General features: G+C 66.0%; 15 protein-coding genes and 1 tRNA gene. 8 read left to right on the top strand and 8 right to left on the bottom strand.

The features are described 5' to 3' along the window. The first annotated feature begins 10 nt into the window (after positions 1-10). Positions 11-1,198 carry a DNA polymerase III subunit delta' gene (locus CH276_RS01365; protein WP_094628713.1) on the top strand — a complete coding sequence of 396 codons (1,188 nt, stop codon included), beginning with the start codon at positions 11-13 and terminating at the stop codon, positions 1,196-1,198. Here CH276_RS01365 and CH276_RS01360 read toward each other — a convergent pair. After that, on the bottom strand, positions 1,195-1,713 hold the full coding sequence (locus CH276_RS01360) for a CGNR zinc finger domain-containing protein (RefSeq protein WP_094628711.1): 519 nt from the start codon (positions 1,711-1,713) through the stop codon (positions 1,195-1,197). The genes CH276_RS01365 and CH276_RS01360 overlap by 4 nt on opposite strands. Before the next feature lie 88 nt (positions 1,714-1,801). Between CH276_RS01360 and CH276_RS01355 the strand changes: the two genes are divergently transcribed. The 3 genes from CH276_RS01355 (at position 1,802) to CH276_RS01345 (ending at position 3,791) form a co-directional block, all read left to right on the top strand. Continuing rightward, positions 1,802-2,497: an SDR family oxidoreductase gene (locus CH276_RS01355; protein WP_094628753.1), complete on the top strand. Its 696-nt coding sequence runs from the start codon at positions 1,802-1,804 to the stop codon at positions 2,495-2,497. A 66-nt stretch (positions 2,498-2,563) separates the two neighbouring features. Next, positions 2,564-2,639 (top strand) — tRNA-Thr (locus CH276_RS01350). A 102-nt stretch (positions 2,640-2,741) separates the two neighbouring features. Beyond that, positions 2,742-3,791 (top strand): zinc-binding dehydrogenase, encoded by a 1,050-nt coding sequence (locus tag CH276_RS01345; protein WP_217901350.1) that lies wholly within the window; start codon positions 2,742-2,744, stop codon positions 3,789-3,791. 66 nt (positions 3,792-3,857) lie between these two features. On the opposite strand, the gene CH276_RS01340 is transcribed toward CH276_RS01345, so the two are convergent. Both CH276_RS01340 and CH276_RS01335 read right to left on the bottom strand, forming a co-directional pair. Continuing rightward, a complete protein-coding gene (locus tag CH276_RS01340) occupies positions 3,858-4,649 on the bottom strand; it encodes a maleylpyruvate isomerase N-terminal domain-containing protein (RefSeq protein WP_094628709.1) in 792 nt (263 codons plus the stop codon). 52 nt (positions 4,650-4,701) lie between these two features. Next, a complete protein-coding gene (locus CH276_RS01335) occupies positions 4,702-5,460 on the bottom strand; it encodes an enoyl-CoA hydratase/isomerase family protein (RefSeq protein WP_032395235.1) in 759 nt (252 codons plus the stop codon). Positions 5,461-5,577: 117 nt separating this feature from the next. On the opposite strand from CH276_RS01335, the gene CH276_RS01330 reads away from it, so the two are divergent. Then, positions 5,578-6,177, top strand: a complete 600-nt coding sequence (locus CH276_RS01330) for a TetR/AcrR family transcriptional regulator (RefSeq protein ID WP_094628707.1) — start codon at positions 5,578-5,580, stop codon at positions 6,175-6,177. Between the two features lie 57 nt (positions 6,178-6,234). Beyond that, positions 6,235-7,044, top strand: a complete 810-nt coding sequence (locus tag CH276_RS01325) for a lipase family alpha/beta hydrolase (protein ID WP_094628705.1) — start codon at positions 6,235-6,237, stop codon at positions 7,042-7,044. On the opposite strand, the gene CH276_RS01320 is transcribed toward CH276_RS01325, so the two are convergent. From CH276_RS01320 to CH276_RS01305, 4 genes are read right to left on the bottom strand one after another with little or no spacing between them, the layout of a single operon-like run. Beyond that, positions 7,034-7,846, bottom strand: coding sequence for an ABC transporter permease (locus CH276_RS01320; RefSeq protein ID WP_094628703.1), 813 nt, complete (start codon positions 7,844-7,846; stop codon positions 7,034-7,036). The two genes, CH276_RS01325 and CH276_RS01320, sit on opposite strands and share 11 nt — an antisense overlap. Beyond that, positions 7,843-8,793 (bottom strand): ABC transporter ATP-binding protein, encoded by a 951-nt coding sequence (locus CH276_RS01315; protein WP_094628701.1) that lies wholly within the window; start codon positions 8,791-8,793, stop codon positions 7,843-7,845. Before CH276_RS01315 ends, CH276_RS01320 begins: the two co-directional genes overlap by 4 nt. Then, positions 8,790-9,917: a LolA family protein gene (locus tag CH276_RS01310; RefSeq protein ID WP_094628699.1), complete on the bottom strand. Its 1,128-nt coding sequence runs from the start codon at positions 9,915-9,917 to the stop codon at positions 8,790-8,792. Before CH276_RS01310 ends, CH276_RS01315 begins: the two co-directional genes overlap by 4 nt. A 21-nt stretch (positions 9,918-9,938) precedes the next feature. Next, positions 9,939-11,036, bottom strand: a complete 1,098-nt coding sequence (locus CH276_RS01305) for a DNA alkylation repair protein (protein WP_094628696.1) — start codon at positions 11,034-11,036, stop codon at positions 9,939-9,941. A gap of 114 nt (positions 11,037-11,150) precedes the next feature. Between CH276_RS01305 and CH276_RS01300 the strand changes: the two genes are divergently transcribed. Beyond that, positions 11,151-12,242, top strand: coding sequence for a spore photoproduct lyase family protein (locus CH276_RS01300; protein WP_094628694.1), 1,092 nt, complete (start codon positions 11,151-11,153; stop codon positions 12,240-12,242). 55 nt (positions 12,243-12,297) lie between these two features. On the opposite strand, the gene CH276_RS01295 is transcribed toward CH276_RS01300, so the two are convergent. Beyond that, positions 12,298-12,747, bottom strand: coding sequence for a manganese catalase family protein (locus CH276_RS01295; RefSeq protein WP_254923843.1), 450 nt, complete (start codon positions 12,745-12,747; stop codon positions 12,298-12,300). A 25-nt stretch (positions 12,748-12,772) separates the two neighbouring features. On the opposite strand from CH276_RS01295, the gene CH276_RS01290 reads away from it, so the two are divergent. Beyond that, on the top strand, positions 12,773-13,330 hold the full coding sequence (locus CH276_RS01290; protein WP_094628692.1) for a dihydrofolate reductase family protein: 558 nt from the start codon (positions 12,773-12,775) through the stop codon (positions 13,328-13,330). Positions 13,331-13,379 lie beyond the last annotated feature (49 nt).

Genomic DNA, 13,379 nt, shown 5'->3' with positions numbered 1-13,379 from the left:
GGTTGCGTGCATGGCGGGTGTGTTCGATCGATTGGTCGGTCAGGAAGATGTCGAGGCCGATCTGACGGCGGCAGCGGTGGCGGCTCGCACCGGTGTCGACTCGTCGGCGATGACGCATTCCTGGCTGTTCACCGGCCCGCCCGGGTCCGGTCGTTCCATCGCCGCCCTGTGCTTCGCCGCGGCATTGCAGTGCACCACCGAGGGCGTTCCGGGGTGCGGGCACTGCCAGGCCTGTTCGACGACGATGGCCGGAACCCACGGCGATGTGCGACGCGTCGTGCCCGAGGGCTTGAGCATCAGCACCAAGGAGATGCGAGACATCGTCTCCATCGCCTCGCGTCGACCCAGCACCGGATTGTGGCAGGTGGTCGTCGTGGAGGACGCCGACCGACTCACCGAAGGTGCCGGAAACGTGTTGCTGAAGGTGGTCGAGGAGCCGCCGGCGCGGACGGTGTTCCTGCTGTGTGCGCCGTCGGTCGATCCGCAGGACATCTCGGTGACCCTGCGCTCGCGCTGCCGGCACGTCTCGCTGGTCACGCCCACGGTGCCGTCGATCGCGCAGGTGCTGCAGACGCGCGACAAGCTCGACGCCGAGACGGCGGAGTGGGCCGCATCGATCAGCGGCGGCCACGTGGGCAGAGCGCGTCGACTCGCCACCGACGAGGACGCGCGGGCGCGTCGCAAACGTGCGCTGGCTCTGGCGTCGGCTGCGGCTCGGCCCAATCAGGCCTACCTCGCGGCCGAGGAGTTGGTGAAGGCCGCCGAGGACGAGGCCAAGGAGATGAGTGCCTCGCGCGACGAGGCCGAAACCGAGGAGCTGCGGACGGCTCTGGGTGCGGGCGGTACCGGTAAGGGTGCGGCGGGTGCGCTGCGCGGCTCGGCCGGGGTGCTCAAGGATCTGGAGAAGCGGCAGAAGTCGCGTGCCACCCGAACCGGTCGCGATTCACTCGATCGCGCGCTGATGGATCTGGTGGGCCTGTATCGAGATGCGCTCGCTCGCTCGTACGGATCGACCGCGACCGCGACGCACCCCGACATGGCCGAGCAGGTCGAACGCATGGCAAAAGCCGTCCCACCCGAGGCGTTGTTGAAGAGCATCGAAGCGATCCTCGAATGCCGAGAGTCGTTGGCGGTCAACGCGAAACCGAAGTTCGCGATCTATGCGATGGTCGCAACTCTGGGCGACGTACTGCGCTAGTCCTGCGTCTTCTTGCGGGCCCGCGAGGCCCGAAGATTGGCAATGTTGCCGCAGGTCTTCACGTCGTGCCAGACGCCACTGTTGTTGCGGGAGCGGTCGTAGAAGGCGGATCCGCACGCCTCGTTCTTGCAACGCTTGAGTCGACGCCACGTGTCCGCCTGTTGGGCGAGAAGCACTTCCGACCAGATCTGCGACGCGATCCGGTCGGACCCGGTGCCGGTGGGGGAGAGCCGGACGGTGCCGTCGGTACCCGGAACGAGCTCGACTCGCACTGCCGGCTGCGCAGCCATATCGCCTGCAATGGCCGCTTCCACATCGGATCTCAGTATCCGTAGAGCGGCTGCGTCTGTGTCCGACAAAGACGTCCCCCAGGTAGCGGATGCTGACCTGCCGTCTGCGATGAGGTCGGGCAGGTCGTAGGCATCGATGGCCCGCGTGTTGAGCAGATCCTGAACCACCTGCAAGCCGTCGGGTGCCGGCGCGAGTCGGAAGCGCTCCGTCGGAGACAGTGACATAACTGAACTGTATTTGACTATGTCGTGTCGGTCAACTATGAATGACAGAATCAAAAGCATTTGACCTCTGTCTCGAAGGGTGACCGCCATGGTGGCGATTCTAGGAGCAACAGTGTTGGTGACCGGCGGTCAGCGCGGTCTGGGCAAGGCGACGGTCGACGCGTTGCTCGAGCGTGGGGCCGCGAAGGTCTACGCGACAGCCAGAAATCCGCGAGAGGACACCGATCCTCGGGTGGTGCCGGTTGCCCTCGATGTCGCCGACACCAATTCCGTTGCAGCGCTTGGCGATATCGCGTCCGACGTGTCGATCGTCTTCAACAATGCCGGTGCGCCGGGTACTACTCCGCTGCTGACGACGTCGATCGACGACATTCGCGCGGTGTTCGAGACCAACGTCTTCGGTGCCCTGCGAATCGCGCAGGAATTCGCCCCGATCCTGAAGGCCAACGGAGGCGGCGCGCTCGTCGACATCCACTCGGTGCTGTCCTGGCTCGGCGGCGCGGGTGCCTACGGTGCATCCAAAGCGGCGATCTGGTCGGCCACCAACTCACTGAGGCTCGAGCTCGCACCGCAGGGAACCCTCGTCGTCGGGGTGCATCTCGGATACACCGACACCGACATGATCGCCGATCTCGACGTCCCGAAGAACGACCCACGCGACGTGGTGCGCCAGGTGCTCGACGCCGTCGAGGCCGGCGAGACCGAAGTGCTCGCCGACGACGTGACCAGGCACGTCAAGTCGATCCTGAGCGGGCCGGCGGAAGGACTCGGCCTTGCAGGCTGATCGCACGAGGAGGCGATTTTCGTTTCGACGTGATGCTCCGTTAGACTCACCAACGCCGAAAGGCACGCCGCCTTAGCTCAGTCGGTAGAGCATTTCACTCGTAATGAAAAGGTCAAGAGTTCGATTCTCTTAGGCGGCTCCACCAGCAGGCCCCTGACACGTATCAGCGTGTCGGGGGCCTTTGTGGTTGTTCGATTCAGCGCCGGATCGTCCCTTCGCCCCGTCGGTCCTGCAAGATCAGTTCATGCATACCGACAGCGCCCGCGGTGACCTGATGACAGCCATCGTCACCACCGGCACCGGGGGATACGACAAGCTCGTCGTGTCCGAGGTGCCGAGACCCGTGCCGGGTCCGGGTGAGGTGCTCGTTCGCGTGTTGGCGGCGGGGATGAACAACACCGAGATCAACACACGCGTGGGCTGGTACCCCGACGGCGGATGGAACGACGCGACGCCGTTTCCGTTGATCCAGGGCGCGGACTGCTGCGGGGTGGTGTGGGCGAGTCCCGGTATCGACGAGTCCATCGTCGGTCGCCGGGTCCTGGTTCGATCGTGCATGCGCGTCGACGGATTTTCGTCGGGCGAGACGCGTTGGTTGGGTTCGGACATGGACGGTGCGTTCGCCCAGTTCGTCGTCGTTCCGGCGAGCGAGGTTTTCGTGGTCGATTGCGGGTGGACCGACGCGGAGCTGGCGACGATCCCGTGTGCGTACGGCACGGCGGAGAACATGATCGCTCGCGCGGGAGTCCGCCCGGAGTCGACGGTGCTGATCACCGGCGCGTCGGGTGGAGTAGGTTCTGCCGCAGTGCAACTCGCCGTTCGGCGCGGCGCGCGCGTGATCGGCGTCGCGAGCCGCGCCAAACACGACCAGCTCCGCGAACTCGGCGTGGACGAGGTCCACGGGCGCGATGAGGACCTGGCGACCGCCCTCGGCAAGCACAGCGTCGATGTGGTGATCGACAACGTCGCAGGCGACGGTTTCGGCCCTCTGCTCGACCTCCTCGTTCGCGGGGGAACCTACGTCTCCTCCGGCGCGATCGCAGGACCCGTCGTCGAGCTGGACCTACGCACGATGTACCTGAACGATCTGACGCTCCTCGGGTGCACGGCGTGGGACGAGGATGTATTTCCGAACCTCGTGTCGTACATCGAGGCCGGTGAGATTCGTCCGTTGCTGGCCGAATCGTTTCCCCTCGAGCAGATCGCTGTAGCGCAGCAGCGCTTCCTGGAGAAGAACCACGTCGGAAAGTTCGTGCTCGTTCCGCCGGTCATCGTCGACCGGATCGAATCGTAGTGAGAGGGGACGACATCGACGGGAGCCATCTCGATGAGACTGTTGTACAACGAATCCCCGGTGCGTTCAGAATCCGGGGAACAGCTGTACCAGATCGTCGCGGGCCGTCGGGCCGCTGATATCCATGTCGTCCTCGGGACGGAGGCGGCCGTAGACGAGCCGGGTCGTGACGTCGGACGTGGCGGTGACAGTGCTCGGTGCACTGCGATCCGTTCCGGTTTCGATGTGGACCTCGTCGTCGACAACCAGGAGATCGCGGTGGTCGCTGTGCAACAGGAGGATCTGCCGCGCGGCGAGTCGTTGCCGGACGGCACCGTCGTGAAAGCGAGAGGCAATCATGTCGATCCGCTGCCACACGAGGTCGAGTTGGCCGACCGTCGCCGACGGGTCGAATGTCACCGCGACATCCCAACCGTGCAGAGCGTGCTCCGAGAGCCGGTAGCCCAGGTACGTGGTCAGGTCCATCGGGCCGGCGAAGTAGGGGACCCGTAGCGATTTCTCCTGTTCGACGGTGATGCCTGCGAGCAGTTCGAGGTGGGCGGCGTCCGCTCGCTGCCACTGCAGCCGTTGCTCGGCAGGGCACAGGTCGTTCCAGCGGTCCCAGATCGGGGTGAGTTCGTCTCGTTGCGGGCCGCGGTGGTCACCGGCCAGCCCGCGGCGTACCAGGTCGGTGCAGATCTCGGCGGCACTGCCGAGATGCGAGAGAACCTGCGCGACAGTCCAGTCCCCATCACGAGACGCCAGCGAAAGATCTTCCGTCCTCAGCCCGTCGACCAGGTGTCGTAGATCGTTCGAGGCGGTCTGGAGGGCGTGTAGCCAGTCTCGTGAGGGGCGCGTCGTGTGGTCGAATTGGGGCATTGTTCTCCTCGGTCGGTGATGGCGGGTGCAGAACTCGGGTAGGCCTGATACGTCAGACCTGGTACGGCATGTCGGCGGCGGTGAGGCCCTCGAGTGCCATACCGAACGGCACGTCCTGCACGATTCGCTTGCGGAGGTTCCGGTTCAGGGTCTGCTTCTGCAGGGTTCGATAGAGTGCCGGCTTGGCGGCAAGGCCGCGCGCAATCTCGAGGCCCCGTGTGAGCGCCTTGTCGTGGGCCAGCACCTCACTGACGACGCCCCACTGCAGTGCGGTCTTCGCGTCGATCGACTCGCCGGTCCACAGCAGCCACTTGGCGCGAGCGGTCCCGACGATCTCCTCCCACACCACCTGCACGCCATCGCCGCCGGTGATGCCGAAGGCCGGGTGGGGCGAGTCGCCGTAGGTGGCCTGTTCGGAAGCGATGTGGATATCGGTCAGCAGCAGGTACTCGGAGTGGATGGTCGCCGGGCCATTGGCGACACCGATCACCGGCAGTGGAAGCTCGACCAGGCGCTGGAGAACCTTCGCACCCTCGACGCGGGTCTTCTCCCAAGCGGCCGGTTTGAAGATCTCCCCGAGGCTCGGGCCGTCGATGTCTTTCACGAAGTGGTCGCCGGTGCCGGTCAGCACCATCGCCCTGTTGTCGCCGTCCAGCGCGATCTGCTCGAGCAGCGCCGGAAAGTCTTCGTGGGTTCGGCCGGTGAAGGTCAGTGCCTCGCCGCCTGTGTGGAGGCGCACGAGCAGCACGCCATCCTCGTCGCGAGTGATGGCGAAGTTGTCGTACTCGGTGAAGTAAGCCGGGGTGGTCATGGAGCGCCTTTCGTCTCTAACTGAACAGGTCTGTTCGCATAGCTGAGTGAACAGGTCGGTTCAGATATTGTCAAGCGCTAACTGAACAGATCTGTTCAGGGCGGGTAGGCTTGCGCTATGACCACCGTCAAGACTCGCCGCCGGCCGGGACTCGAGCGCGTCCTCGCGACCGCCGATCGGCTCTTCTACGAGCGCGGGATCCATGCAACGGGGGTCGATCTGATCGCCGACGAGGCCGGTGTCTCGAAGACCACCATGTACACCTACTTCCGAACCAAGGACGACCTGGTCGCGGCATACCTACAGGGCCGCAGCGACCGCTGGCAGCGGCACGTCGCCGAGCAGCTCGCAGTGCGCGGGGGAAGCTCGACCGACAAGGCTCTGTCGGTCTTCGATCTACTCGGCGAATGGTTCGGGACGGACGATTTTCGAGGCTGTCCATTCATCAACGCCGAGGCGGAGTCGGCACCGGATGCGCCGGGGCATCAAGTGAATCTGGGGCATCGCGGATGGGTGCGGGATCTGTTCGCAGAACTTCTGCGGCCACTCGGTGTCACAAGCTCGGACGAAATGCTGATCCTCCAGCTGACGACCCTGTACGACGGCGCTATGGCCAGTGCCTACGCCGAACCCGGGCCGTCCTGGGCGCATGCTGCGCGGGAAGCAGCCCGCGGCCTCATCGATCGCTTCGAAACCGAGCAACCGCCAGTTCGGTGAGTCGAGATCTCGGTCGCGCCGGCGAGGGACATCGGACCCGCAGGCACACTGGATGGAGTGTTCGCCTCCCTCGCTCCCGCGCGCCGTCGTCTCGTATTCGTCGTACTCGCTCTCGTCCTGGTCGGAATTCTCGCGGCCGTGGCGGCCTTCGTCGCATCACGCCCCACGAGCGACCCCGTCGCGAGCGTCGACCAGTCCGCTCCCGGCCCGGTGCTGCTGGTCCCCGGGTTCGGCGGGTCCACCGATGCATTGGATGTGCTTGCGGCGGAACTACGAGAGAACGGCCGCGACGCGACCGTCGTGGCCCTGCCCGACGGCGGCGTCGGCGACCTGACCGTGCAGGCGCAGACCCTGCGCGACGCCGTCGACGCAGCCCTTACTCGCACGGAAGCGACGTCGGTCGACGTCGTCGGATATTCCGCCGGTGGGGTGGTGGCCCGGATCTGGGCCACCGATATGGGCGGCGTCGAGCAGGCTCGACGCATCGTGACCCTCGGCTCCCCACATCACGGCACCCAGGTGGCCGCTCTGGCGTCCCAGGTCCTGCCCGACCAATGCCCGACGGCCTGTCAGCAGCTCGTCCCCGACAGTTCCGTGCTCACCGCCCTGAACTCCGGCGACGAGACGCCGGAGGGGCCGCAGTGGGTGTCGGTGTGGACCGAACTGGATCAGGTGGTGACCCCGCCGTCCTCGGCCCGACTCGACGGAGCGATCGACATCCCCGTGCAGAGCGTGTGTGCGGACTCCACCGTCGATCACGGGAACCTGCCCCGCGATCCTCTCGTCGGCGCAATCGTGTCCGCCCAGTTGGACGGCGCTTCCACCACCCAGCTCGGCGCAGCCGATTGCAGCCGTCTCAGCTCGTGATGTCCTTGGTCGTGAAGTTCGCCCACGCCGCACCCAGAAGCACGACGACGTAGACGCCCTGCAACCCGACGCCGCGCACCAGGTCCCGCGTGGGCACCGGGTCGCGGAAGAGGTCTACGAAAGCCAACCAGTATCGCGTCGGGAGGTACGGCGCGATGGCATCGGCGGCGTCCAGCGTCAGCAGCAGCGAACTGGCGATGAGGAACGCCAGTGCGCCGAGCGTCGCGGCGAGCGGGGAGTCGGTCAGGGTCGAGAGGAACAGGCCCATGGCCGCCACTCCGAGCATCGAGAGCGTCACATAGAGCACGGCGATGACGGTCCGCACGGCGACCTGTTGATCGGTCAGCACCGTGCCGGACACGCTGGCGACGCCACCAACGGTCGAGACGTCGAACAGCGTCGTGCCGACGAAGTACGCGACAGCAGCCACGATGACCACCGCCAGCAGCACGAAGGCGGCCACCGAGATCAGCTTCGCCACCAGTAGCTTGGTGCGTCCCACCGGGCGCGCGAGCAGGTAGCGCAGGGTGCCGGCCTGGGCCTCCCCGGCAACGGCATCGCCTGCGATGACCGATACAGCGACAGGAAGAAACAACGGAAGCACGATGGCGAGCGCGGCGAGCGGGAAGAGCTGACCGTTGGTGAGCACCGCCGACAGGAAGGCGGGGCCTTCGCCGGGCCGCGGACCGACGTCGGTGAGGGCCAACAGACCCGCGACGACGGTGGGCAGCAGATTGAGCAGGAGAATGACGACCCACGTGCGGGGTCGGCTCAGCATTTCGCGCAGCTCGACGCCGATCATGCGGTCACCTCCATCTCGGTGGAGCGGACGGGACCGTCGACGCGGTCGGCACTGGCACCGGTGACGGCCAACACGGACTGCTCCAGACTCATCTGCTGCGGGGTCAGCTCGCTCACCCGGACGCCGCCTTCGACGAGCAGCCGATTGAGCAGGGCAGAGTCCGGGTGTTCGATCACGAGCTGCTGCCCTTCACGGTGGAACACGGTCGCGTTCTGGATTCCGGAGAGCACGGTGACGGCCTCGGCCGGGTCCGGGGTGGTCACGAGCACCCGACCGGTCGGCTGCTGGAACGCGGCGAGCTGATCCTGCAGAACGAGGCGACCTCGATCGAGAACACCCACGCGGTCGCACAACTGCTCCACCTCGGCCAGCAGGTGGCTCGAGAGGAACACGGTGGTGCCCTTCGCATGCAGGCCCAGGAGCAACTCCCGAATCTCGAGGATTCCCTGTGGGTCGAGACCGTTGGTCGGCTCGTCGAGGATCAGCAGCTCGGGGGTGCGCATCAGTGCCGCAGCCAATCCGAGACGCTGCCGCATTCCGAGCGAGTACTGCTTGACCGGCCTCCGTCCCACCCCGCCGAGTCCCACCTGTTCGAGGGCCTCGCCGACGCGGGCGGTCCTGGTGCGCCGGGAACCTCCCGGCCCGGCTGCGTCGAGCAAGGTGAGATTCCGTCGTCCGGAGAGGTTGGGGTAGGCGGCGGGGTTCTCGATCAGCGCCCCCACCCGCGGCAGCACGCTCCTGCGTCGTCGCGGCATCTCCTCGCCGAGCACCTGCATCTGCCCGGAGGTCGCCAGGACGAGCCCGAGCAGCATCCGCACGGTCGTCGTCTTACCGGATCCGTTCGCACCCACGAAGCCGTAGATGTCGCCGGCGCGCACGTCGAGGTCGACGCCGTCGACTGCCCGCACCGATCCGTAACTCTTGGTCAGGCCGGTCGTGCGGATCATGTGGCTGCTCCTTCGAGCTGCTGGGCGGCCGTGGCCAGGGTTTGCGCGGTGACGGTGCCGGAGAGCAGGTAGCGACGCCGGTCGGCGCTGGGCTCGGTGATCAGGACGTTGAGGGGGCCGATCGTCAGTGCGACGCTGCTACCGCTGACGACCGCCCCCGGCGCGGCCCGTAGCTGGTCGACGAGCCCGCGCGCGGCGCGACGCGGTAGCGGAGCGGCGATCAACTCCGTCACGCCGCGGCCGTAGATTCCCACCGCGCCCTGGACTCCGCGGTCCCTCAGATCTAGTCCCGACAGTGTCGAAGGGAGACCGGCAGAGTCGATCCCGTCGGCGAACGAGGCGATGTCGAGACCGTCCTGCTGCTGCACATCGGTACCCGGCGGCGGGACGAAGCGGACGGTGTCCGCGTCCGGGGTCGCGGAGGAGAAGTCGAGGAACGCGGTGCTGACGATGGGGCGAGTGACCCCGTCGCCCAGCACGTCGACCTGCAGTGGAAGCCCGCTGTCGGGGTCGGCCCACACGTCGACCTCGGTGATCGTGCTCTGCGGTTCGCTGGGGATCAGCCGCAGGCCGGGGGCGTCGCGGCCGGCAATCCGACGGGCGGGCAGCCGGGTGACCTCATCGGCGGTCGCCTCGCTGAGCAACCGCTGCCCGAGCTCCGGGGGTAGCAGGTCGGCTTGGCGAGGCAGGCGCAGACTCGGCTCGGGGACGGGGGTCACCACGGCCGTGTTCTGTTCGTAGTCCCAGCTCCACAGCCGAGCCGGGCTCCGGTAGAGACCGCGCTCACCGGCGAGGCGCACGGTGTCGACGCGCCAGCTGTCCGGGGCGCGATACCAAGCGCGCAGAGTCGTGGTGTCGCCCAACAGATCCGGAAGTCCGCCGAGACCGTCGGTGACGGGGAGGGTGACACCGCCGACGGCCTGGGCGTAGCCCGAGTACGGGGTCGCGGTCGAGGACTGGACGCGGGAGAGCAGTTCGGCCGCACTGATGTCCGACGCGTCGACGGGCCAGCGCTCGATCACCGCGGGCGTGGTGACGAGCACGGCGATGCCGAGCACCACCGCCAGCCACCGCCACTTCTTGTGCACCTCATCGACCGTACGGACGTACCCGTTGTGCTGCATGTGGGTAGTACAAAGCTCGCGTCAGTCGACGAGCACGAAATTCGCGAGACCGTAACTCACACCGTTGATCTGGAGCTCGATCGAGTGCGGGCCGGGGTAGTACTTCCGTGTGGTCAACGCTCGAAAGGAGTGTTGCCGTGCAACGTCGACGCCCTCACCGGGCGCGATCGTTTTCGTCGTCAGTTTGAACGTCTTACCCGTCACTCCACCGTTGGCCTTGGTGTGGTGGACGATGTAGTCGATCGCGACCTTGGCCGGTTCGGTGCCGACATTGTGGATCGACGCATCGAAGCGCACGCTGTCGCCGATTCGTAGCTCCGCAACGTCGAGGGTGGGGCCTGTCACCTCCAAGTCGGCGGGCGCGAACCCCAGCAGGGCGAGTGCGTCGGTGTCACCGTTCTTGATCACCGTCCGAAGTGCGTGTCGTACGAGCCGGTCGGTGTGCGCGTCCGGGTCGTCGAGCCACCGCGCCGCGGTCCGAACGACCAAGTCCGGGACGTCCCGGCTGAAGTCGTTGAGGTGGTTGGCGACCGACCGCCGAACGTAGTCACTGTCGTCCCGGTAGAGCTCGTCGAGGATCGCTACCGTGACGCCGGGCCGCGCAAGAATCTCGGGGACACGCACCGACCACGGCAGATACGGGCGTGTGCCCTCCGATGCCAGACGCCGCACGTGCTCGTCCGGTGATCGAGTCCAATTCGCCGCGATGGCGAGAGCCCGATCCAGATCGGCTCGTAGGAACGTGCGGACGGCGAACTCGGAGCTGAGCCTGCCGGTGAGTTCGGCCAGCAGCGACATTCCGTCGTCGAACGCGGCCGAGGTCTGCTCCTCGACGGCCTTCGTCGCCACGGCGCTCGTGACCGGCCAGATCGACCAGCCCTGGAAATCCGGATCCTCGGCGGCCCGTCGGATGGTCCGAGCGAACTCTGCGTAATCGCCGGGCAATCCCACGAGAAGCGCGTCGCGCAGTAGATCGGCGCGCGCCCGCAGCGCGAGGGGTCCCAACTGATCGACCGATCCCGTCAGCAAGGACAGATCTGCACTCGGTGCGGCGTTGCGAATGGTCCGAAGCAGCGTGCGAGCCGCGTCCGGGCCGATGAGTTCGTCGGCGAAGGGCATGAGAGCTTCTTACCCGAGATCCATGAGTCGCGGAATCACCGGAGCCGAGTCGGGCAGCGTCCGAACTGCAGTTGGCGGGAAGGATCGACCGCCCCCGGACGTTGACCAGAGGTAATGGACAACGTTCTCTCTGCCCCCACTCGACTGTGGACGCCCTCGCGTGTCCTGGTCACCCGGTCTGCGTCCGAGCTTCCCCATACCGCGGAGATCATCCGTCGATGCGAAGCAGCCGGAGTGACCGAGATCGATGTGTTGCCGGGGGACCGTCTGACCGGCCTGCGCGGTGAGTCCGAGCGGGAGACCTATACGCGTGCCAAGACGACGATGGCGGTGGTGGTGGCACCACCGAGTGTGCTGAAGCCACAACCGATTCCGCCGAGTGCAGATTGGCGTATCGATCTGGCGAAGGGGTGCCCGGCGCACTGTCAGTACTGCTATCTGGCGGGCTCGTTGTCCGGGCCTCCGATCACCAGGGTGTTCGCCAACATCGTCGACGTCCTGGCCGGTATCGGCACCCATGCCGGCCGTGGCACCATCACCTCCGGGACCGAGGAGCGTGGACACGAGGGCACCACCTTCGAACTGTCCTGCTACACCGATCCTCTGGGGATCGAGCACGTGACGGGATCACTCGCCGAGGCCGTACGCAGGGTGGGTGCAGGAACCTACGGCGACGACGTGTCGCTGCGTTTCACCACCAAGTTCGACGACGTCACCGAGTTGGTGACGCTCGATCACGGGCGACGAACCCGAGTTCGACTGTCGGTCAACGCCGATGACATCGCCCACCGATTCGAGGGTGGAACCGCGAGGATGCCCGCTCGGATCGAGTCGCTGAGACGGTTGGCTCTCGCCGGATATCGAGTGGGGCTGACGATCGCTCCGATCATGCCGATACCGCAGTGGCGCGAACAATACGGTCGACTGCTCTCGAACGTCGCCGACGCGTTGCACGATGTCCCTGATCTCGACCTGACTGCCGAGATCATCACCCATCGATTCACGCCGGCCAGCAAGGACGTGCTGTTGAGTTGGTATCCGGGGACCAAGCTCGAGATGGACGAAAGTGCCCGCACAGCAAAGAGAAACAAGTTCGGCGGCGTGAAGTACGTCTACCCCAAGGACACGATGACCGAGATGCGCACATGGTTCGTCGAAGAACTGGGGTCCGTGCTCCCCGACGCGCAGCTTCTCTATTGGACGTGACGAAGCCCGGCCTCCATCGGTGTGCGGTGGAGGCCGGGCTGCGAAAGAGGATGATTTACTTCATCTTTCCGAACGTGGCGTCGATGTCGGCCATCTCCATCTCGGCGGTCTGCTGAATCAGCTCCATGAGGTCGGTGTCCAGTCCCGGGGCGAACTCCTCGAGCCGTTCCGGTGAGATTTCCATCGGAACGCCTTCGGGTGCCTGCTCGCGCACGATCCGGTACGAAATGGTCGATCGCGCAGCCTTGTTGGCGGTCATCTCGTACATGCGGCACTTCTGCAGGCAACCGGTCGACTCGAGCATGAGGTCGTACATCAGGTCGAGGACCAGGTTGCCGGAGTTGTACACGTAGCTACCGCTCCACGGGTTGCCGACGGAATCGACCGGCAGTGCCCCCTCTGCCTGCACTCGAACCCTGGGCCCCTCTGCATGGCCGTCGTGCAGGCGATCTATTCCTTGCCCGGCGCCCGGTGACAAATCGGGCTCGTCGAGGTCAGTACCCACGACCCCATCGGATTTCAGGAGTGACATGGCAATTCTGACGTACAACATGCACGTTTCTCTCGACGGCTTCATCGAGAATTCCGCAGGCAGTCTCGACTTCTCCGTGCCCGACGAGGAGTCCCATCGATTCTCGAACCGGCAGACGGAAGCCACTACTGCCTTTCTGTTCGGGCGTCGACTGTACGAGGCCATGGAGGACTACTGGACGGACCCGCTACGAGCGGAGGGTGACGACGTCGAGGCGGAGTTCGCGCGACTGTATGTGGACACCCCGCGGATCGTCTTCTCCGACACTCTCGATTCGGTGGCCGACGGGTGCCGGTTGGTGCGCAGTGCCGACGCGGTCGCCGAGGTCAAGCGGCTGAAACGCGAGACCGAGGGGACATTGGCCGTGGGCGGTGCCGCATTGGCGGACTCGCTGGTCGACGAGATCGATCAGTTCGAGGTCATCCTCCTGCCGACCATCCTGGGCGGTGGCAAACCGTACTTTCCGGTCGGTCACCATCTCGACCTGACACTCGCGGAGCAGAAGGTGTTCGCCGAGTCGGGGTGGCTGTATCTGCGTTACAGCGTGTCTCGCTGACATCTCGCAGGTACGGGCCGGATTGAGATACCCTCGCGGCACGACACCG

The organism is Rhodococcus sp. 06-470-2 (genome assembly GCF_002258235.1).
Classification (GTDB): Bacteria; Actinomycetota; Actinomycetes; order Mycobacteriales; family Mycobacteriaceae; genus Rhodococcoides.
The sequence above is the reverse complement of the archived record's forward strand: the minus strand, read 5'-3'. Positions and strand labels throughout refer to the sequence as shown.

Bases quoted from the DNA above. Each gene is read 5' to 3' on its own strand.
- CH276_RS01365 (WP_094628713.1), top strand. From the start codon at position 11: ATGGCGGGTGTGTTCGATCGATTGGTCGGTCAGGAAGATGTCGAGGCC.
- CH276_RS01360 (WP_094628711.1), bottom strand. From the start codon at position 1,713: ATGTCACTGTCTCCGACGGAGCGCTTCCGACTCGCGCCGGCACCCGAC.
- CH276_RS01355 (WP_094628753.1), top strand. From the start codon at position 1,802: ATGGTGGCGATTCTAGGAGCAACAGTGTTGGTGACCGGCGGTCAGCGC.
- CH276_RS01345 (WP_217901350.1), top strand. From the start codon at position 2,742: ATGCATACCGACAGCGCCCGCGGTGACCTGATGACAGCCATCGTCACC.
- CH276_RS01340 (WP_094628709.1), bottom strand. From the start codon at position 4,649: ATGCCCCAATTCGACCACACGACGCGCCCCTCACGAGACTGGCTACAC.
- CH276_RS01335 (WP_032395235.1), bottom strand. From the start codon at position 5,460: ATGACCACCCCGGCTTACTTCACCGAGTACGACAACTTCGCCATCACT.
- CH276_RS01330 (WP_094628707.1), top strand. From the start codon at position 5,578: ATGACCACCGTCAAGACTCGCCGCCGGCCGGGACTCGAGCGCGTCCTC.
- CH276_RS01320 (WP_094628703.1), bottom strand. From the start codon at position 7,846: ATGATCGGCGTCGAGCTGCGCGAAATGCTGAGCCGACCCCGCACGTGG.
- CH276_RS01315 (WP_094628701.1), bottom strand. From the start codon at position 8,793: ATGATCCGCACGACCGGCCTGACCAAGAGTTACGGATCGGTGCGGGCA.
- CH276_RS01310 (WP_094628699.1), bottom strand. From the start codon at position 9,917: ATGCAGCACAACGGGTACGTCCGTACGGTCGATGAGGTGCACAAGAAG.
- CH276_RS01305 (WP_094628696.1), bottom strand. From the start codon at position 11,036: ATGCCCTTCGCCGACGAACTCATCGGCCCGGACGCGGCTCGCACGCTG.
- CH276_RS01300 (WP_094628694.1), top strand. From the start codon at position 11,151: ATGGACAACGTTCTCTCTGCCCCCACTCGACTGTGGACGCCCTCGCGT.
- CH276_RS01290 (WP_094628692.1), top strand. From the start codon at position 12,773: ATGGCAATTCTGACGTACAACATGCACGTTTCTCTCGACGGCTTCATC.